The following is a 19,239-nucleotide window of genomic DNA, read 5'->3' on the forward strand; positions in this document are numbered from 1 at the left end:
CAACAACTTTGTAGAAGATGTCTGCGTGGGGGAACTGGATTTGGAAAAACAAAAGCAAGTCAATATAATTAGCTTGAAGGTATATTACCTTTTTTCTTTTTTTGCAGTGGGAAGTTTAACACCGCTATTAAGCGTTTATTTGGCCAATGAGGCAGGTTTGTCCGGTATTGAAATAGGTACGATCATGTCTGTTGGACCGATAGTGATGATCGTTTTTCAACCTTTTTGGGGAATTGTCTGTGATTGGAGCGGGAGACCAGCCAAAATACTTGCAATGACATCGTTGCTTGCTGGTGTATTTGGTTTAGGCTACTTGCTGTTCGAGCAATATTTACTTATAGTATCCGTCGCAATCGCTTTGGCTATCTTTCAAAGTGCGATAATACCAGTTTCAGATAGCATCACCCTTCAATATACAACAAAAATCAAATCGAATTATGGGAAAATCCGTTTATTCGGATCTCTTGGTTACGGTGTGGCCGTTTTTGTAATGGGAAAGTTATCTGAATCCTTCATGGGTCCTTCCGTTATATTTTATGCCTTTTTCTTTGGCCTGTTTATCGCGGCTAGCCTGGCTCTTCGTTTGCCCGAAGAGACACCTGGGGAAAAGGTGAAACTTTTCGGTGGAATGAAAGAAGTGATCACCATGAAACGTTTTCTTGTCTTTCTTGCTATAACGTTCTTGCTTTTTGGTCCTAATCTTGCAAATAATGTATACTATGGTTTGTTTGTCGAGGCAAGAGGCGGAACATATACAGGAATTGGCATTGCGTTCCTATTAGCTGTATTATCGGAAATCCCCTTTATGAGAATGGCAGGTACCTGGATTCATAAGATAGGCCTGCTGCCAATTACCCTTTTGGCTGGAACGGCTTCATTGGTCCGCTGGGTCTTGTACTTCACCGAACCAAGTTTGGCTACCGTATATGTGACTTCGATCATTCAAGGATTTTCACTTGGCTTATTCATTCCTGCCGCTTTGCAATATATCAGGGAAGTTGTCCCTGCACGTATAACAGTAACAGCAATAACGCTTTATTCAGCCATTGGCAATGGATTGGGGAACTGGTTCAGTACCTTCAGCGGCGGGATTATCTTGGATAAATCAGGTATATATGCGGTCTATTTATTTTATGGTTTACTCACGCTGATTGGGATGCTGCTTACAATATGGCTCATGAGGTTAGATAAAAAATTAAAAGTAATGGGAAAACCCATAGGAATATTAGAAAAATGACGGGAAATATCTTTTGGGAAATTTTTCTCATTCAAAGCGAGAGACCTCTTCACTTTCCATGGTGAAAAGGTCTTTTTTACTGGTACTGTACAGGATTGTGGGAAAGGCTCCGTTAATGATAAATTGATTAAACATGCTTAAATGACAGGTTACTTACCAGAAGTCAATGTTATAATTGCGGCCGTCCCGAGCGTCATTTTCAGTGTTTGGCATAATATTTCCGGGCCTTTGCTTGCAACCCATTGGTCAAAAGTGCATACAAAATCAAAGGGAATTCCGTGGCGGGTCAGGAATCGATTAAACAGTAATTCAAAAAAGGGGAAGAGCGCAGTTTAAAAAGAAATGCTGTTCACGATTAGGATCGAGGGTAGTTGGGATTTTTAACCAAACCAATCGGTTTTTTGTTTTTGGAAAAAATATGATTTAATGGAAGATAGAGAATGAATGGAAGGATGAGTGTTTTTGAGCAAACCAAAAGTGTTGGCTGCTACCATCGTATCAGCTCTTATCGGACTGTTTTTTTTATTTTGCCTTGGATGGGCGATTATTGACCATTATGGAAAAGGAACTTCCGATACGGAAGCAATTGAAGAAACCACCATTAAAAATGATCTTCCTGATGATTTTACGGTAGTGGCGATAGGCGATTCATTGACACGTGGCACAGGTGATGAAACAGGCAAAGGCTACGTTGGACTTGTTGTTGAAGATTTGAAGAGTGAATATAATAGAAAACCAATCATTCATAACCTCGGAATTAATGGACAAGTGTCTAAAGAATTGATGCAGCAAGTGAAACAACCGGAAGTGAAGCGCCAAATTCAGGCAGCTGATGTTATTTTAGTTACAATCGGGGGTAACGATTTATTTCAAAAGGGGCAGACCCTGCTTGAATATGATCGTGAAGCTACATCTGTATCACAAAAGAATTTCTTGGGAAATTTACATGAAATTTTTAAAGATATCAATAAAGTCAATGATACAGCTACCATTTTGTTGCTTGGCCTATATAATCCATTTATAGATTTGGATGAAGACTTTGATACGAATCGCATCGTACGGGACTGGAATAATGAAACGGCAGAAGTCGTTGCTCTTTATGAAAATGCAATTTTCGTTCCAACATTTGATTTATTCCAATTGTCGGTAAATGAGTATTTGTATTCGGATAAATTTCACCCTAATAAAAAGGGGTATCGTTTAATTGCTGATAGAGTTGCTCCTCTAATAAAATGGGAGGATGTGGAACGATGAAACAGGTGACATTGTCTGTCAGGGACTTGAAAAAAAAGATTGGCAAAAGGGAAGTTATAAAGGGAATAGATTTTGAGCTGAATGAAGGTGAGGTTTTCGGCTTTTTAGGACCGAATGGAGCAGGTAAGACGACGACGATCCGCATGCTGGTCGGTTTGATTAAGCCAACCTCGGGTTCCATCCATATTTGCGGGTATGATGTTCGTGAGGAATTTACGAAGGCTATGAAGCAAATGGGATGCATCGTTGAAAACCCAGAGTTATATCCATTTTTGAGCGGGTGGGATAATTTGCTCCACTTTGCAAGAATGTTACCTGAAGTTGATGAAACAAGAATGATCGAGGTTGTTGAACTCGTCGGTCTGCAAGCGAGAATTCACGATAAAGTGAAGACCTATTCGTTAGGTATGAGGCAGCGTTTAGGAATCGCACAGGCAATGCTGAACAGCCCTAAGTTGTTAATTTTGGATGAACCGACTAACGGTCTGGATCCTGCCGGAATCCGTGAAATGCGACAATTCATCAGAAAGTTGGCTGAAGAAGAAGGTATGAGTGTTCTGGTTTCTTCACACTTATTAGGTGAAATACAGCAACTTTGTGACCGGGTCGCAATTATTAAAGGTGGGGAAATTATCAAGACGGATACAGTGGAAAGCCTATTATCCACGCAGGAGCGAATAATTTGGCGGGTGGAACCTATTCAAAAGGGTGTGGAAATTCTTAGCAGCTTCACCGATATAACCCTAGATCAAAAATATATCATTACAGCTTATGATGAACTCAAAACACCCGAATGGAATGCTGCACTTAACCAAGCAGGGGTGAGGGTGCATGAAATGAATCGAAAGCTCCCGGGATTGGAAGAGTTATTTTTGCAAGTTACCGGTGTCGGAGGTGCAGGCATTGAATAATTTGGTTCAAAATGAAATGATGAAGTTGTTGGCAAAGAAACGGCTAATCATAATCGGTATCATCGTTGGAATTTTAGTGCTGATGTTTACATATGCCCAATACAAACAAGTGGAAGAGCAGCGGGAGAAGTTGGGAACTGATGATTGGCGTGCAGCGCTTCAGCAGCAAATCATTGATACTCAAAATCGATTGGGCTCGAATAGGATGCTGGATGAGTGGCGTGAACAGCTGCAAGTAAGTTTGAAGCAGCAGCAATATTATCTTGATCATGATATCAACCCCTCAGAACCAGGCGCAGCCACTTTTACACGCATGTTTTTGGAAAATGCAATTGATTTGTTCATTCCGTTGTTGATCATGATTGTGGCTAGTGATATGGTTTCTTCCGAAAATGGTCAAGGCACGATCAAGCTTCTGCTGACAAGACCAGTGGAGCGCTGGAAAATCTTATTGAGCAAATATGTGACATTATTATTATCGGTTTCGATTATCGTGGCGATGACTGCCTTTTTGTCTTACCTTTTATCAGGAATTGTTTTCGGATATCAAGGATGGGGGGCCCCCGTAATAACCGGATTCGAATTGAAGGGGGCTGATGTGGATGTCAGTCAAGTAAGGTTAGTTGAACAATGGAAATTCCTATTGATGGATTTGGGACTTGTCTGGCTGGTGGCGGTTGTTGTAGGGACCCTTTCTTTCATGCTTTCGGTTTTAGTGAGAAGCACCACTGCAGGAATGGGCATCATGCTGGCTGCATTGATTTCCGGGGCTATATTGAACAATATGGTGTCATCATGGGAATCAGCGAAATATTTCTTTATGGTGAATTTGAAATTGACCGCTTATATTAGCGGGACGGCTCCACCGATTGAAGGGATGACTTTATTATCCTCTGTCATTACCTTGCTCGTTTGGTGGGCTCTTGCTTTAATTGTATCTTTTACAGTGTTTACCCGGAGGGATGTATACTGAGAAACAGCCTATATAAATTATAGGTTGTTTTTTATTTTCTTGTACAGGGTATCCTTTTAAAAACAGTATGTTCAAAAGTAGGAGGATTATAAATGGATGATAATCATTTGAATGAAAAATTCATGCCAATGACTTCAGTTTCCAGTGGCAAAGTACAGATAATAAATGAGGATATATATTGTCTGTCCGTCCAAATCGTTAATATAATTTTTGTTGGGTCACCCAAAGATGATAAATGGGTATTGATAGATGCTGGGATGCCACGTTCAGCAGAGGTAATAAAGAAAACTGCTGAAGAAATCTACGGACCACAAAATCCACCTGCTGCCATTATTTTGACACATGGACATTTCGATCATGTTGGCGCACTGATTGAGTTAATGGAGTATTGGAAGGCTCCTGTTTATGCTCACATTAAAGAAATGCCTTATTTAACGGGAAAGGAAAATTATCCCGAACCGGATCCTACTGTTGAAGGGGGGATGGTCGCGAAAATTTCATGGATATTTCCGAATGAGGGAATCAACCTTGATGAAAAAGTCCAGCCATTGCCTGATGATCATAGTGTTCCCGGGCTACACGATTGGAAATGGGTACACACCCCTGGCCATTCAAAAGGACATATTTCACTTTTTCGCGAAAGTGATGGAAGTTTGATTGCTGGAGATGCTTTTGTGAATGTCAGGCAAGATTCCCTATACAAGGTTATCACTCAGGAGAAAGAAATAGCAGGCCCACCACGGTATTTGACAACCGATTGGGAGGCTGCCAAAGAATCGGTAAAGTCATTGGCAAGTCTGAAGCCGGCTGTTGCCATAACGGGGCACGGGTATCCTGTTGCTAGGAAAGAACTGGAAATGGGTTTATCAAAGCTTGCAGAGGAATTCGATTCATTAGCTAAACCGGATCATGGGAAATATGTGGAATGAAGCGTGAACGTGTTTTATGAATAATTTCTCTTCAGAAGTCAAAAATAAACAAGCAACTTATGAAAAATGGAGGGATATTCGTGACTGAATTAAGAGATATCATGACAACAGATGTGGACTGTTGCACTGCGGAAGATAATATATATGAAGCAGCAGTCAAAATGAAGAATGATGATGTTGGTGTCATTCCTGTATTGGAGAATAACCATTTAATTGGTGTCATTACAGACAGGGATATCGTCATTCGCTGTGTTGCCGAGAAAAAGCCGAATTCGACTAGAATTACCGATGTCATTTCCACAAATCTTGTAACAGGCACACCTGATATGTCAGTGGAAGAAGCTGAGGAGTTAATGGCTACCGAACAAATCAGAAGGCTCCCTATCATTGAGAATGACAAGCTGGTAGGAGTCGTGGCATTAGGTGATCTTGCTGTACACCATCAGACAAATTCAATGGCGGGAAATGCTTTAAGTTCAATTTCCGAGGACAGAGACCAAATTCAACACTAAAACAAAAACTCTGTTAGCTTTTGCTAACAGAGTTTCAGTTTGTAGACAAAAGGGGTTCAGAATTAAAAAATTCTGAACCCCTTTTGAAATTCCCTTTGAATTTTCGCCTAAAGTTAAGAGATTGGGGCTCTACGAGCCCACTATGTTAGGCCATTTTTGGACCTCGCCATGTCCAATTGGCCATCTTCTTTAAATTAATGGCAGCGAAAGTAAGCATCGCCTGCATCGACAATTTTTTAAGTCCCCTTAAAGTAGTCCAACGCATACCATGCTTTTCTTTTGCATCTGCGAATACACGCTCAATCGTTTCTTTACGTTTTGCATATATAGGTTTTACATCTTGATGATGACGCAGATGATCTGCTTCTTCCACATGTGTTTGCCAGATATGCCGTGTCACCACTTTTTGACAGTCTTTGCTTTCTGTACACCGAGATAAAAATGAGCATGTTGTACAAATTTGTTTTGGCGATTTGTACTCGCGATAGCCCTCTTTATTTGTTGTTGAGTACTTTAAAGTTTCGCCCGAAGGGCAAAGGTAACAATCAAAATGTTCATCGTATACATAGTCCTGTTTGCGGAAAAATCCTTCTTTGGTGCGAGGACGTGTATAAGGTAAAGCCGGTATGATTTCTTTGTTAAATAGGTAGCTTGTAATTGCTGGTGTTTTATAAGCTGCATCTGCGGCAACGGCTTCCGGTTTTCCAACTTTCTCAATCACTTGTTCAACTAGTGGCTCTAAGATCTGACTGTCATGTGTATTTCCAGGTGTTACAATCGTTCCCAATACAAAACCGTTGCGGTCTGCGGCCGCGTGGAATGAATAGGCAAACTGTTTTGTTCGTTCATCTTTCACATAGTAGCCACTCTCAGAATCCGTTGTACTTTCTTTAATCTCTTTGGTCTCTTCTTTATCAAATTTATCTGGTGGAAAAGGCTTTTTTCCATGGTTTTCACGATCTTGATTGATTTCTTCTTGAAGACGTCCTTGATACGCTTGTGTTTCTTTACGAACGATTTTCTTTTCAAATTTCCGTTTATTCGCACTGGCTTTCACATGTGTGGAATCCACGAAAACGTGTTCAGCACTTATTAACTTTTTATTAGCAGCTGTCATTAAAATGCGATAGAAAATCTGTTCAAACAGGTCTGTATCTTTAAAGCGTCGCTCATAATTTTTCCCGAATGTAGAGAAATGAGGTACTTTATCATGGAAACCATAGCCTAAGAACCAACGGTAAGCCATATTGGTTTCAACTTCTTCAATCGTTTTACGCATGGAACGAATACCGAAGGTATATTGAATGAAAGTCAGTTTAACTAAAATAACTGGATCAATACTTGGGCGTCCTACCTCTGAATACATATCTTTCAACAAGTCATAAATGAAAGTGAAGTCAATGGCAGCCTCCATTTTACGAACCAAATGGTTCGGTGGCACCAGTTGATCTAAAGTAATCATTTCAAGTTGATCTCGCTGAATAGAATCATGTTTAGAAAGCATCCTCATCACCTCAAGTTTTAATACTTCTATTTTAAAACAAAAATGACTCCAGGCAAAAGTGTTCTATCTAAAAGGTAAGACAAAGTTGATTGGAACGGAAGGTACGAGACTCCTGCGGGAAAAGCGCGTCTAGGGGAGACCCCGCAGGCGAAAGCCGAAGAGGCTCCCCGACCGCCCGCGGAAAGCGAGTGCCTGGAGTGGAAATCAACGTCCAAATTGTACAAGCCATAAAAATAGACAAACTCGATTTTCATCGAGTTTGTCTACAGTCTGAAACTCTGTTAGCTTTTGCTAACAGAGTTTTTGTTTTTGAAGATATTTATTGAACCATCCTTTGATTTCCTCAACATGTTGCAGGCGCATTTTTGGAGATCCGCTTCGGGATACTTCATGAGTTTCATCTGGGAATGAAACAAGTACCGCTTCTTTATTTTGACGTTTTAAAGCGACAAAAAATTGTTCGCTCTGTTCAATGGGACAACGGAAATCCTTTTCACCGTGAAGTAAAAGTAAAGGGGTATTCACACTGGAAACATATTTTAATGGAGAGTGCTGCCATAATTTTTCAGCAGAGTTAACGATATCACCGCCTACTTCCCACTCTGTAAAATAATAGCCAATGTCGCTGACCCCATAAAAACTTAGCCAGTTACTAATGCAACGCTGAGTCACAGCGGCCTTGAAGCGGTCAGTATGTCCGATGATCCAATTTGTCATGAACCCTCCATAACTTCCTCCGGATACTCCTAAATCTTCATGCTCTATAAAATCATACGTAGCTAAAACGTGATCAACTCCAGCCATTAAGTCCTTATAATCCATGCCTCCATAATCGCCCCGGCAAGCATTTACGAAGTCTTGGCCATATCCTACACTCCCGCGCGGGTTAGTGAACAATACAGTATACCCTTCATTAGCCAAGGTCTGGAATTCATGAACATAGGTATTGGCATACATCATATGCGGACCGCCGTGGATTTCTAAAATGAGCGGATATTTTTGATTACCATTAAAATCGGTCGGTCTCATGATCCAGCCGTGTATGGTAAGTCCATCAACAGATGGAAAAGTAATGGGTTCAGCCATGGACAAATGTTTATCCTTCAAAAAATCCGCATTAACAAAACTGATTTGTTTCTTATCGCCATTTGTAAGGTTATAAGAAAAGAGATCGCCGGGATGAATAGGAGTGCTGATGGCCACTACGGCACGATGACTTTCGGGATCTATAGTCAGGCCGTATATATGCTGCGGATCAAGGATTGATGGATACATGGCTCCCTCAATCGAGCCATAATAAACTCCGGTATTTCCGTAATCACTTATTAAAAAGTAAAAACCTTGGCTATCGTTTGTCCATAAAATACCTGGGTCGACGGCTCCGATTTGGAAATCCCCAATTGCGGAATCTCCAATTTGGACGTCCCATCCATCGGTCAAACACTGAGTCGTTTGGTCGAATATGGAGTATAACCAGATATTTGAAAAGGTGGCACCGGCAAATTCTTTATTATGGCCAATGTAAGATAGATATTCGCCATTTGGAGACCATTTCGGATCTCTAAAGAAACCTGTACCATCCGTTATCTTTTCTAAAGAATTCGTTTCAAGGTCCATGATGAAAATATCGGAAAAAAGTTCATCATCACTTCTTTCTGCATCCCCGCTTATGAATGCAATATGCTGACCGTCTGGGGACCATGCATTCGGATTATGATCAACATTGTTTTCCGTTAGCAATGTTGATTCCCCCTTGAAGATTTCCACTATGACCAGCTGCTGATATAACTGATCAAAATAGCCTCTCCCATCCCATTTATACTTAATTCGGTCATACCTATGAATTTCTTTGGACAGATCATTTTCCTTAACCGTATTAAGGGTTTCGCCTTCCTTTAACCCGGTGGAAAGCAGCAACTTGGTGGAACAAGGAGACCAAATAGGCTTTGTTACACCGTTAACGAAATGGGTCAACTGGCGAGCTTCCCCACCGATGCTACCAATAATGTGGACTTGTTTTTTACCTGATCTGTCTGATATAAAGGCAATATGCTTGCCGTCGGGGGACCAGGCTGGTGATGTATCACGATTATCCCCAAACGTCCATTGCTTTGTTTCATTCGTAATCAGGCTGAACATAAACAGATTGGAAATGTATTTTTCCGTTTTTTCATCTATTCTGGTTTGGACATAAACCGCCATGCTGCCATCCGGTGATAGCTTTGGATCGGTCACTGATTTCAAGTGAAATAAGTCTCTTGCTGTTATACCTATTTTGTTCATCCTTTTCACCCTTTCATTTCTCATAGTTATGTATTTCGCTAAAGAGAAATATAAATCCTTTAGTAAATGGTAAACGCGTAAGGTTTATTTATCAAGGATGTAAGAAATGAAAAAAATCCGGCCTTTTCATCAGGTCGGATTATCAGGACATATAGGCAAAAAACTTACAATTACTTATGCATGTGTCGTGTATGTGGGCGGTGCGGCGGTATTTGGAAATTATGTTCTTCCATCATTTTATAATGCTTTTCAAAATGTGAAACCATTTTATCGGCTTCTTCTTTCGAAAGCGCGCCATACTCGACATATTTTTCGATCAATATCTTTTTGTCAGCGAGTATTTGCTTTTGGATTTTAGCGATTTCTGATTTTTGAGCGTCGGTGAATTGTACACTTTCCGTTTTTGCCTTATTTTCCTGTGCAGCCGGGTGATTCAGGTTGACTAAGAATAGGGAACAAGCTGTCAAACAGATGACTAAAAACTTTTTCATGAATGAACGACTCCTTCTTTTGTTTTTTCTGATGAAGAACTGTGGAACCTTTAAAACCTGAAAGTGTCTTCCTTATGGTGAATGTTTTAATATGGAAGATTCCTTATTTCTTTATTATCATTTACAGCATTTACAGTTTTATGTAAGAAAATTTGGTAAGGGTTTGTTACAGAAAGATATGGGTAATTTAAATGTAAGCAGAAAATTTTGTTGTAACTTCTTATTAATAAAAATCTTTTTAAAGAAGGGAAGAAAGGGGATAATCATGATTTGGACAATTATTGGTTTAATAATATTATTATGGGTTCTTGGTTTAGTCTTTAAAGTGGCAGCAGGCTTTATACATATCTTGCTTATCATCGCGGTCATTCTCATTTTGGTTAAAGTTTTTAAGGGAAGGAATCGAATATAGATATGAATCGAGGCTAACGTGGAAAAAGTTTATAAATACCAATGTAAAAGGCGGCCTGGTGAACAGGTCGCCTTTTAATTTTCAAACAGTCTGTCAATCATATGGTAGTGGTTGTCCCAAGAGCCTCTTATGAATCCAAATCGCTGCTTGGGTCCCATCCCCCATCGAAATAGTGACTTGTTCGGAATGGGCAACGAGGTCGCCGCCTGCCCAGACTCCTTTAATATTCGTTTCTTTAGTCCGGGGATGAATTACGACATGATTGTTTTCATTGACTTGCACACCTAATTTTAAGGCTAGCTCATTATTAAGTTTGTTCCCTTTAAACGCCGTGAATGCCTTTTCGGCTTCGATAATTTTACCAGATACTAATTGTATGGCTATTAACTGCTGTTTGGCATCAACATGAACCTCACAAACTTCCTCTTCGATTACGGGAATCTGATTTTCCTTTAATTTTTCCCTATACACATCATCAATTTTTGATTTCAAATGATTTACGTAAATGATATCTTTTGACCAATATAATAGAGTAAGCGCCATGCCTGCACCCGCATTTCCGCCTCCAAGGACAACGGTTTGCTTATCCATGATCTCATAACCATCACAGTCAGGGCATATATATGTGGATGTCCCAAGGGTTGGATAGATGTTTTTGATTGGAGGAATGTTATCGGTAATGCCGGTACCAAGAAAAATCATTTTTGCTTGATATTCCCTGTCATTTTTTGTTTGGATAAAAAACTTGTCCTGCTTTTTTTCAAGAGATGTCACTGTATCATCCAAGAATTCGACACCGAATTTTTCAGCGTGCTGTCTGCCAAGCGTCCTTAATTGTTTGCCGCTTACCCCATCCGGCCATCCAAGAATGTTATGGTAAGCCTTGGCAATGGAAGAGCGGCCTTGAGCAGAATCAATGACGATAATATCATGTTTATATCTTCCGAGCTGTATGGCTGCCTGAATACCGGCTATACCTCCACCAATAATTATGCAATCTGCTTGTTTCATGAATTCACCGCCCATAAATTTCGAATAAACCTAGTGTTAATCTATCTGTAAAAAATATACCACTAGTCGCTGGCGCTTAAACAAAAAAGGAGGAAGTCCGCATCTGGCAGACATTCCTCCCTTTCTTTAATGATTATTTCATTGATTCTGTATTGGTTCGAGCCATTCTTGTGCCCAATTTTGGATTTCGTTCATTACCGGTGCAAGAGCCTTGCCTTTTTCAGTTAAAGAATATTCAATCCTGACCGGTGTCTCTGGATATACGTCCCTTTTAACAATACCTTCAATTTCCAAGTCCTTTAAACGTTCAGAAAGAATCCTGCCGCTTATCGGGAATGCAGATTCAATATTACAAAACCGTTGAGGGCCATTAAGTAATTGGTTGACAATCAATCCAGTCCAGCGTTTACTCAAGATTTGCATTCCTTTTTCAAATCGTGGACAAAGTGTCGTATTATTCATCATATCACCTCATTATTAATATATTATAATGCATTTACCTCATATGTAACAACTTTACCGATAATTATTTAGTTACTAGAGATGTTATAGTATAAGAAATTTATGAGCTTACTTTAAGTATCCTGAAAAATATTCGCCTCGGAATTGCCACATTTTTTGAAAAATGCGCTTTAAAAAATTGTGTTCTTTAGAGATACCATAAAAAATATGTTATTTTAATATTGAAGTTAAAGTTTTGAAATGGAAGGATCCGTGGGAAAGATGAGTGATTTACTGCAAGAGGCCGTATCCTTTATCAGGACAAGTTACCCGGAATTACTGAAAACTGAAGAGGACATAAATGACAGGATCGAACAAATTAAAAAGGAAATAAATGAAACAGGCATATATGAACATACATATGAAGAATTGGTTTATGGTGCCAAATTAGCATGGCGTAATAGCAATCGTTGCATTGGGCGCTTTTTTTGGGAGTCGCTGAGGGTGATTGATAAAAGGATGATTCAAAGCGAAGAAGAAATTGTATCGGCTCTCTTTGATCATATCGAATATGCTACGAATAATGGGAGCATCAGACCTGTGATTACAATTTTCAAACAGAAAGATCATGATCGAAAAGTGGATATTTGGAATCATCAGCTTATTCGGTATGCAGGATATGAGACGGAACATGGAGTAATCGGCGATTCAAGTTCAATAGAATTCACCAAGCAATGTATGGCATTAGGATGGGAAGGGAAATTCGGACCTTTCGATATTTTACCCCTTGTAGTCCAATTGGACGGAAAACCCCCTAGTTTTCATGAAATACCTGAATGCCTCGTTAAAGAAGTTCAAATCACCCACCCTGAACTTACATGGTTCAAAGATCTTCAAATCAAATGGTATGCAGTTCCAATCATATCTGGTATGAGGCTGGAAATTGGCGGTATCACTTATTCAGCTGCACCATTTAATGGGTGGTACATGGGAACGGAAATCGGTGCCAGGAACCTTGCTGATGAAGAACGCTACAATATGTTACCGGCAATTGGGGAGAGGATGGGCTTGGATATTAAGCGTGATTCGAGTTTATGGAAAGATAGAGCCCTTATCGAACTGAATGAAGCAGTCCTTCATTCCTATAAAAAACACGGAGTCAGCATTGTTGATCACCATACAGCAGCTAAACAATTCAAGAAATTCGAAGAAAAAGAACTCTCTTGTGACCGGAAAGTAACGGGGGATTGGACCTGGTTAATTCCACCGGTGTCTCCAGCCACAACACACGTTTTTCATAAGCCATATAACAATGAAATAATGAAACCTAATTTCTTTTATCAAATTCCTCCATATAAATAAAAGTTTATATTAACTGGCGTAGGGTATATATATAGCAAGCCAATAAATAAGGGGGAAGGTAATGATGGCATTAGGAAGAAACGTGGTATTACTAGGAGTCGGAGTTGCCGGAGTCTCATTTTTATCGAATAAAACGAACAGAGGAAAAGTGAAGGACATATGGTCCAATGCAAAAGCAAAAACAGTAGGCTTTTGGAATAGGACGGCTTCAGATCTGGATCCTGTAATTGAAAAGGCAGGTCACCCTGATCCATATGATCATGACGACAATAAAATGGTAGATGAAGGTGCCATGTATGGTGTTCACTATTATAATAATGTTAAGCATGGATAAAGTAATCAGACTCGCTTGGGGGATACCCAAGCTTTTTTTGTGGTAGTTTTTATTATCTTTTTCAATCGTGAAATATCAGATAATTGCGAATTCAAGACAGGGATTAAAGGTATTAAATTCTTTATTGTGCTTTAAATGAATAAGGATTAAGATTAAAGAATCGAAAGGAAGTGGATACGAGTGAGCAGCAGTTCTTATGATCCTGAACCCAGAAAGCAAGAGGAAGCCAATATGATGCTAGAAGTCGAGACTGTTATTCTCCCTGAGTATCTGCTCGAAGAAGGTAAATAAGGCTTTCTCTATAGAAGAGGAGGTCAAGAAATGATTGAAATATATAAGACGGATGAAAACCGTCACCTAAACAATATCGAGGAAATGACAAAAGGTTCCTGGGTGAACATTGTCGCGCCCACTGAAGCTGAAATAGATTATATATGCACGGCTTTGAAGTTACCGATCAATTTCATGAAAGATCCGCTGGATGATGAGGAAAGGCCCCGAATCGAAAAAGAGGATGATAATGTTTTAATTATTGTCGACTTCCCATATTTGACCAGGGACGAAGCCAACTTACCGATCTTTGAAACGATTCCAATAGGTATGATCTTTACCAAAGACTGTTTCATTACGGTATCTTTGAAAGAAACACCGATATTGGCGAATTTCAAAAACAATAAGATCAAAGGATTTTTCACCAATAAGAAAACAAGGTTTGCCTTACAATTATTATTTGAGATTTCATCCTATTATTTACGTTACCTGAAACAGATTAACAAAATGACTAATGAAGCCGAACGTGAATTGCATCAGTCCATGAAAAATAAAGAATTATACACTTTCCTTGCTTTGGAAAAAAGCCTGGTTTATTTTACGACATCATTGAAATCCAATCGTGTAGTGCTTGATAAGATCCTCCGTTTTAATTATTTGAAAATGTATGAAGAAGATAAAGAATTACTTGAGGATGTAATCATCGAAAATGCTCAGGCAATCGAAATGGCAGAAGTGTATCTATCCATTCTTAGCGGAATGATGGATGCATTCGCTTCGATCATTTCCAATAATGTTAATAATGCCATGAAGTTTCTAACCTCAGTGACCATTATTTTAACGCTGCCGACGATGGTGGCAAGTTTTTACGGAATGAATGTGGAACTGCCATTTGAACATAATCGGTTTGCTTTCATATTTACATTATTAATTGCCATCACATTGGCGGGCACGACGGCATTCATTTTTTGGAAGAAAAAATATTTTTAAGATCAACCGGCTTATTAAGCCGGTTTTGTTTTATTCCTCAAAAAAATCAGCAAATCCTTCACTGTTAATCCGATCGTTATAAGGGTTCTCATCCTTTACGTTCTTTGCATCCAAATTTGTTTTAATCACTAAACGGGGACTCTGCGATGCTTCTCTGATGATACGGTCGTTCAACTCTTTAAAATCCGGTACATTCTTATTACCGGGTCTGTTTGGTTCCAATAAAACCACCTCCATTAGTATCTTTGCAATAAATGATGGGGTGTATTCATGAATATTATTAGGTTTGGGAAGTATAAAGGACTAGGAGGAGATCATGATGACCAAATGGAACGAGCAAGCAGCTCCCAATAATAATTTAAGGGCAAGTGATTTAAACCCAGATGGAGCCGAAAAAGCAAAAATGGATTCAAAAACAATTGATGGAGATCAATTGAATGATCTAAAGATCCAAAGGGAAATCAGAAAGCAAAATATATAAGAGAAGTCCCTGATCGTCAAAGTAAAACGCACGGAATCATGCAGATGAAAACGCTTGGCGATTAAACCAAGCGTTTTTTTGCGTATTCCATGGTGGTTTAGATTCTCTTTTATCATGTACGCTTTTGCTTTTTAAGAGAAGAGGGTTGAGTGAAGGACCCAGTTTCTTTCGTAGTGGTACCTTGCCCCTCTACCTGGGAAGAACCTAAACGAGTTTGTGAAGCATCTTTCTTGTTTTTTCCATTCATGTTTATCACCTCGATATTACTTTCCCTATTTCCTTTGTATCCTATACATATATTGATGGTGAAAAGGACAGGTTAGAAGGTAGAGGAGGTGTGTGTTGATGTCAAAAATCGGTGTTGAAGAATCATTAACGAATATTCAGGAAGCACTTCGTGAAAAAGGTTTTGATGTTGTGGAGATTAAACAAGAAGCTGACACAAAAAACTTGGATTGTTGTGTGGTAACAGGTTTGGAAAGTAATGTGATGGGTATAAGCGATACTTCATTAAAAGCGTCTATCATTGAGGCAAATGGTTTAACGGCTGATGAAGTGTGCCGCGAGGTTGAAAATAAAGTGAACGCCATTCAATAGTTCAAAAAGTGCCTAAACCGATAGGGTTAGGCACTTTTTCTGTTCGGGGTTACAGTGCTATGGAAATTGCCGCAATCAATTCCACCGCTACATTACCTTTGATCGCTCTAGAAATCATGCATGAAGTTTCCGCCTTTTCAGCAAGTTTCCTCGCTTTTTCAACCACTTTTTCAGAAGTACCCGGTACTAAAATAAGTGCAGGGCGATGAATGATTTTCTTGTAGGTGAATACACCATTCGTAACATCCACTAACGCTTCCGATTGCATGGTCAAGCTCAGCTTTTCTATATGGGCTCGCTCTAACATGGCAGCAAAGGTAATGATATAGCAGGTCGATGCCGCCCCAAGCAGCATTTCATCGGGATTAGTGCCGATCCCTGGTCCCTCCATTTCAGTAGGAATACTTATCTGTGTTTGAAGATTCCCTGAATGAATCGTGCCGATATCATTTCTGCCGCCGGGCCATTCCGCTGTTAAATGAAAGTGATGTATCGTCATTCTTTTAACCTCCTTACTATTCTATAGTGTAAACGATTAAACAGGTTAAGTATCCGATTTTGCTCACTCAGTCGAATAATCCAGCAATCGAAAAAATTAAGTTATGAAACGGCCGAATAATTCGCCAGTAGGCCTGAATCTGTAGCTAATCAATCAAATAATCTACCGCTCGGCAGAAATAGTTTTCAGCAGGTCAAATTTCCGCCAGCCGAACGAAGCATCGAACGGAAAGGCATTATTGATATATAAAGGATACATGTTGATGAAACAAAAGGCAGAGGCATTAGGCTATTTTAAGCACAATATTGGATAGGCTTTTCTATAATGATATAGACGGTTTTATATAAATAATACTTCATTAAGGAAGGGCTGAAAAGTTGACTACATTGAGTAATATGTTCGATTTGACTAATAAAACGGCTATCATTACCGGCGGCGGCAGAGGACTGGGCAAACAGATCGCCATGGCGTTGGGGGAGGCTGGTGCAAATATAGTCATTGCTTCAAGAAATCTTCCTGTATGCAAGGAGGTATGTGAAGACTTGCAATCGATGGGTGTTAATGCCGTTGCCTTTGAATGTGATATCACGGATGAGGGTGCCATTGACCATGTCGTCCAGGAAACGGTTGCTCAATTCGGCACGATTGATATTCTTGTCAATAATAGCGGTACGTCCTGGTCAGGTCCGCTTTTGGATCTTCCCAAGGATAAGTGGGAAAAAGTAATGAATGTTAATGTTACAGGTACATTCCTGTTTTCACAGGCTGTAGCGAAGGTCATGAAGCAGCAAAATTCCGGAAAAATCATAAATATTGCATCGGTATCTGGTCTTGGCGGGACATTTCCTGAGTTATTGGATACGATCGCTTATAACACCAGTAAGGGTGCCGTCATTACAATGACCAAGGATTTAGGAGTTAAACTTGCTAGATACGGCATCCAGGTCAATGCAATTGCACCTGGATTTTTCCCTACTAAAATCACAAAGAAAATTCTTGAAAAGTCTAACTATGACATATTACGTAAAACTCCGGCTGGCAGGTTTGGCGGTGAAGATGATTTAAAGGGTGCCGCCGTATTTTTAGCCTCAAAGGCTTCTGACTATATGATTGGTCATGTTTTGATCATTGACGGTGGAATATCGGCATTAGTGTAAACGGAAGAGGAAGGAAGAAATATATGACGGGAAAATCAAATTTTTATAAAGGGCTTAAATTACTAGGCACACAAAAAGAGCAACAGCTTAATGGTAAAATTCAGGATATGCTAAATAATCGAAATTTAATAGAAGCAATAAGCGACAATGCCCAAATGCAGATTCCAAGAATAAATAGAATGCAGGAAGCCTCAGAAAGAATGTCCATCATCATGAATTCCCCAACAAAAAAAGATGTGGCGAGTGTAGCAAAATTAGTCATCCAGCTCGAAGAAAAAATTGATAGGTTAGAAGAGCTGGTCTCTACACTTGTTGAGGATAGGGGAGGGAACGTTCGAGGTAATTCTTCAGTTCGTAATAAACGCAATGCTATTTTATCGGGCAGTAAGAAAAAGAAGTCAAGTTGGGAATCCAATGAAATGGATGGGCGTAAAAAAAGGATATCGGATATTATTAATAAATCCTTATTGTCAAGCTCACAGTTACCTGAGTTGGATTCACTTGGACAGGGGAATTTAAATGTCTAAGCGGAAAGTGCCGAAAAATCACGAAACCATAACTAAATGGAAACAATTTATTGATATTCCCAATCAGCCAATGCCTGAAATGGGACTGACGTCGAAAATAGCGGTGTGGAAAAAAAACAAATCAACGCTTTGGTATTATCCGTCAGCACAAAAAAAATATGATGTTCCGGTTTTTCTTATATATTCACTAATCAATACTCCTTTGATTCTTGATTTGTCCCCGGGGAATAGTTTAATAGAATCCTTTGTAAACGAAGGTTTTGATGTGTATTTGCTTGATTTTGGAAGTCCGGGCTTTGAAGATGGTGAAATATCGATCGAAGATTATATCGTCGATTATATCCAAAAAGGAGTTCAGCGTGCATTACGTTACTCTGGAGCATCGGAAATTACAGTTATGGGGTTTTGCCTCGGCGGTACAATAGCCGCAATATATGCTGCCATTGCAGACGAGCCAATCAAGAATTTGATCCTCTCCGTTACACCGGTAGATTTCAGTGCCTCGGAATTTTTTGATCAATGGCAGGAAGCGTTAAAGGAAGGTACCGCGGATTTTAACAAGACGATTGATATTTATCAAACGATCCCAGCCAGTGCAGTTAAATATGGAATCAGGTTAATTACATCTCCTATCTATATATCACCCTATTTATCTTTATTGAATCAAGCCGATGATGATGAATATGTTCGGAATTGGCGCCGCTTCAATGCTTGGGCTAATGGGCATGTACCATTATCCGGAGCAGCCGCAAAACAAATAACCAAAGATTTATTGATAAAAAATAGCTTGGTTAAGGGTGGTTTTAAGGTAAGGGGAAAAAAAGCGAAGCTATCGAAAATTGATGCTAGTGTTTTGGTAATAGCGAGTAAGTATGATCGATTGGTCCCTCAGGAAATGATTTATCCGGTAATGGAGCATTTAACATGTAAGGATAAGACATATAGCCTACTGAAAAGTGGACATGCTGCTAAACATTATTCCGGTGTACTCCCATATTATTTGAAGGAATGGCTACCAGGGCGTTCTTCACCAATTCAATAGGTTACTAGGGGATGTAAAATGT

23 protein-coding genes are annotated in these 19,239 nt (G+C 39.6%); 15 read left to right on the forward strand and 8 right to left on the reverse strand.

The window, feature by feature from the left end:
• Positions 1-40: 40 nt before the first annotated feature.
• The 6 genes from QFZ73_RS23290 to QFZ73_RS23315 all read left to right on the forward strand — a co-directional run bounded on the left by QFZ73_RS23290 (position 41) and on the right by QFZ73_RS23315 (position 5,816).
• A complete protein-coding gene (locus QFZ73_RS23290; RefSeq protein WP_307271223.1) occupies positions 41-1,237 on the forward strand; it encodes an MFS transporter in 1,197 nt (398 codons plus the stop codon).
• A gap of 462 nt (positions 1,238-1,699) precedes the next feature.
• On the forward strand, positions 1,700-2,491 hold the full coding sequence (locus QFZ73_RS23295; RefSeq protein WP_307271226.1) for an SGNH/GDSL hydrolase family protein: 792 nt from the start codon (positions 1,700-1,702) through the stop codon (positions 2,489-2,491).
• Positions 2,488-3,402 carry an ABC transporter ATP-binding protein gene (locus QFZ73_RS23300; RefSeq protein WP_307271228.1) on the forward strand — a complete coding sequence of 305 codons (915 nt, stop codon included), beginning with the start codon at positions 2,488-2,490 and terminating at the stop codon, positions 3,400-3,402. The genes QFZ73_RS23295 and QFZ73_RS23300 overlap by 4 nt, the downstream gene beginning before the upstream one ends.
• Positions 3,395-4,375: an ABC transporter permease gene (locus QFZ73_RS23305; RefSeq protein ID WP_307271231.1), complete on the forward strand. Its 981-nt coding sequence runs from the start codon at positions 3,395-3,397 to the stop codon at positions 4,373-4,375. Before QFZ73_RS23300 ends, QFZ73_RS23305 begins: the two co-directional genes overlap by 8 nt.
• A gap of 92 nt (positions 4,376-4,467) precedes the next feature.
• Complete coding sequence (locus QFZ73_RS23310) at positions 4,468-5,304, forward strand: MBL fold metallo-hydrolase (protein WP_307271234.1); 837 nt, start codon at positions 4,468-4,470, stop codon at positions 5,302-5,304.
• 80 nt (positions 5,305-5,384) lie between these two features.
• Positions 5,385-5,816, forward strand: a complete 432-nt coding sequence (locus QFZ73_RS23315) for a CBS domain-containing protein (RefSeq protein ID WP_251438306.1) — start codon at positions 5,385-5,387, stop codon at positions 5,814-5,816.
• A gap of 145 nt (positions 5,817-5,961) precedes the next feature.
• Here QFZ73_RS23315 and QFZ73_RS23320 read toward each other — a convergent pair whose 3' ends face one another.
• The 3 genes from QFZ73_RS23320 to QFZ73_RS23330 form a co-directional block, all read right to left on the reverse strand.
• A complete protein-coding gene (locus QFZ73_RS23320; protein WP_307271239.1) occupies positions 5,962-7,320 on the reverse strand; it encodes an IS1182 family transposase in 1,359 nt (452 codons plus the stop codon).
• A gap of 291 nt (positions 7,321-7,611) precedes the next feature.
• Positions 7,612-9,603, reverse strand: a complete 1,992-nt coding sequence (locus tag QFZ73_RS23325; RefSeq protein WP_307271241.1) for a S9 family peptidase — start codon at positions 9,601-9,603, stop codon at positions 7,612-7,614.
• A 170-nt stretch (positions 9,604-9,773) separates the two neighbouring features.
• Positions 9,774-10,094 (reverse strand): YckD family protein, encoded by a 321-nt coding sequence (locus tag QFZ73_RS23330; RefSeq protein ID WP_251436827.1) that lies wholly within the window; start codon positions 10,092-10,094, stop codon positions 9,774-9,776.
• Between the two features lie 265 nt (positions 10,095-10,359).
• Here QFZ73_RS23330 and QFZ73_RS23335 point away from each other — a divergent pair, with 265 nt between their 5' ends.
• Positions 10,360-10,506 (forward strand): lmo0937 family membrane protein, encoded by a 147-nt coding sequence (locus QFZ73_RS23335; RefSeq protein WP_251436829.1) that lies wholly within the window; start codon positions 10,360-10,362, stop codon positions 10,504-10,506.
• Positions 10,507-10,599: 93 nt separating this feature from the next.
• Here the strand turns inward: QFZ73_RS23335 and QFZ73_RS23340 are convergent, their stop codons facing one another.
• Together QFZ73_RS23340 and catR are read right to left on the reverse strand one after the other, a co-directional pair.
• Positions 10,600-11,517, reverse strand: a complete 918-nt coding sequence (locus QFZ73_RS23340; RefSeq protein WP_307271246.1) for an NAD(P)/FAD-dependent oxidoreductase — start codon at positions 11,515-11,517, stop codon at positions 10,600-10,602.
• A 138-nt stretch (positions 11,518-11,655) separates the two neighbouring features.
• A complete protein-coding gene (gene catR / locus QFZ73_RS23345; protein WP_048678030.1) occupies positions 11,656-11,979 on the reverse strand; it encodes a catDE operon transcriptional regulator CatR in 324 nt (107 codons plus the stop codon).
• Between the two features lie 261 nt (positions 11,980-12,240).
• Here catR and QFZ73_RS23350 point away from each other — a divergent pair, with 261 nt between their 5' ends.
• The 3 genes from QFZ73_RS23350 to QFZ73_RS23360 all read left to right on the forward strand — a co-directional run bounded on the left by QFZ73_RS23350 (position 12,241) and on the right by QFZ73_RS23360 (position 14,914).
• Positions 12,241-13,320, forward strand: coding sequence for a nitric oxide synthase oxygenase (locus QFZ73_RS23350; protein WP_307271250.1), 1,080 nt, complete (start codon positions 12,241-12,243; stop codon positions 13,318-13,320).
• A gap of 64 nt (positions 13,321-13,384) precedes the next feature.
• Positions 13,385-13,654, forward strand: coding sequence for a hypothetical protein (locus QFZ73_RS23355; RefSeq protein ID WP_307271253.1), 270 nt, complete (start codon positions 13,385-13,387; stop codon positions 13,652-13,654).
• 321 nt (positions 13,655-13,975) lie between these two features.
• Positions 13,976-14,914, forward strand: coding sequence for a magnesium transporter CorA family protein (locus QFZ73_RS23360; protein WP_307271256.1), 939 nt, complete (start codon positions 13,976-13,978; stop codon positions 14,912-14,914).
• A gap of 30 nt (positions 14,915-14,944) precedes the next feature.
• Here the strand turns inward: QFZ73_RS23360 and QFZ73_RS23365 are convergent, their stop codons facing one another.
• Positions 14,945-15,145 carry a hypothetical protein gene (locus QFZ73_RS23365; protein WP_373459029.1) on the reverse strand — a complete coding sequence of 67 codons (201 nt, stop codon included), beginning with the start codon at positions 15,143-15,145 and terminating at the stop codon, positions 14,945-14,947.
• A gap of 88 nt (positions 15,146-15,233) precedes the next feature.
• On the opposite strand from QFZ73_RS23365, the gene QFZ73_RS23370 reads away from it, so the two are divergent.
• Positions 15,234-15,395 carry a hypothetical protein gene (locus QFZ73_RS23370; protein ID WP_307271263.1) on the forward strand — a complete coding sequence of 54 codons (162 nt, stop codon included), beginning with the start codon at positions 15,234-15,236 and terminating at the stop codon, positions 15,393-15,395.
• Between the two features lie 112 nt (positions 15,396-15,507).
• Here the strand turns inward: QFZ73_RS23370 and QFZ73_RS23375 are convergent, their stop codons facing one another.
• Complete coding sequence (locus tag QFZ73_RS23375) at positions 15,508-15,642, reverse strand: YuzL family protein (protein WP_095392115.1); 135 nt, start codon at positions 15,640-15,642, stop codon at positions 15,508-15,510.
• Between the two features lie 98 nt (positions 15,643-15,740).
• Between QFZ73_RS23375 and QFZ73_RS23380 the strand changes: the two genes are divergently transcribed.
• Entirely contained in the window at positions 15,741-15,992 is a 252-nt protein-coding gene (locus QFZ73_RS23380; protein ID WP_251436841.1) for a YkuS family protein, read from the forward strand.
• 49 nt (positions 15,993-16,041) lie between these two features.
• On the opposite strand, the gene QFZ73_RS23385 is transcribed toward QFZ73_RS23380, so the two are convergent.
• Positions 16,042-16,491 carry an OsmC family protein gene (locus QFZ73_RS23385; RefSeq protein ID WP_307271272.1) on the reverse strand — a complete coding sequence of 150 codons (450 nt, stop codon included), beginning with the start codon at positions 16,489-16,491 and terminating at the stop codon, positions 16,042-16,044.
• A 395-nt stretch (positions 16,492-16,886) separates the two neighbouring features.
• On the opposite strand from QFZ73_RS23385, the gene QFZ73_RS23390 reads away from it, so the two are divergent.
• The 3 genes from QFZ73_RS23390 to QFZ73_RS23400 are packed head-to-tail and all read left to right on the forward strand — an operon-like array spanning position 16,887 to position 19,217.
• The gene (locus QFZ73_RS23390) at positions 16,887-17,648 is read left to right on the forward strand and encodes an SDR family oxidoreductase (RefSeq protein WP_307273000.1); all 762 of its coding nucleotides are present in this window, start codon (positions 16,887-16,889) and stop codon (positions 17,646-17,648) included.
• 23 nt (positions 17,649-17,671) lie between these two features.
• Complete coding sequence (locus QFZ73_RS23395) at positions 17,672-18,175, forward strand: hypothetical protein (RefSeq protein ID WP_307271275.1); 504 nt, start codon at positions 17,672-17,674, stop codon at positions 18,173-18,175.
• Positions 18,168-19,217 carry an alpha/beta fold hydrolase gene (locus QFZ73_RS23400; RefSeq protein ID WP_307271280.1) on the forward strand — a complete coding sequence of 350 codons (1,050 nt, stop codon included), beginning with the start codon at positions 18,168-18,170 and terminating at the stop codon, positions 19,215-19,217. Before QFZ73_RS23395 ends, QFZ73_RS23400 begins: the two co-directional genes overlap by 8 nt.
• Positions 19,218-19,239: the final 22 nt, after the last annotated feature.

It is taken from the genome of Peribacillus sp. V2I11 (genome assembly GCF_030817135.1).
In the GTDB taxonomy this organism is placed as follows: domain Bacteria; phylum Bacillota; class Bacilli; order Bacillales; family DSM-1321; genus Peribacillus; species Peribacillus simplex.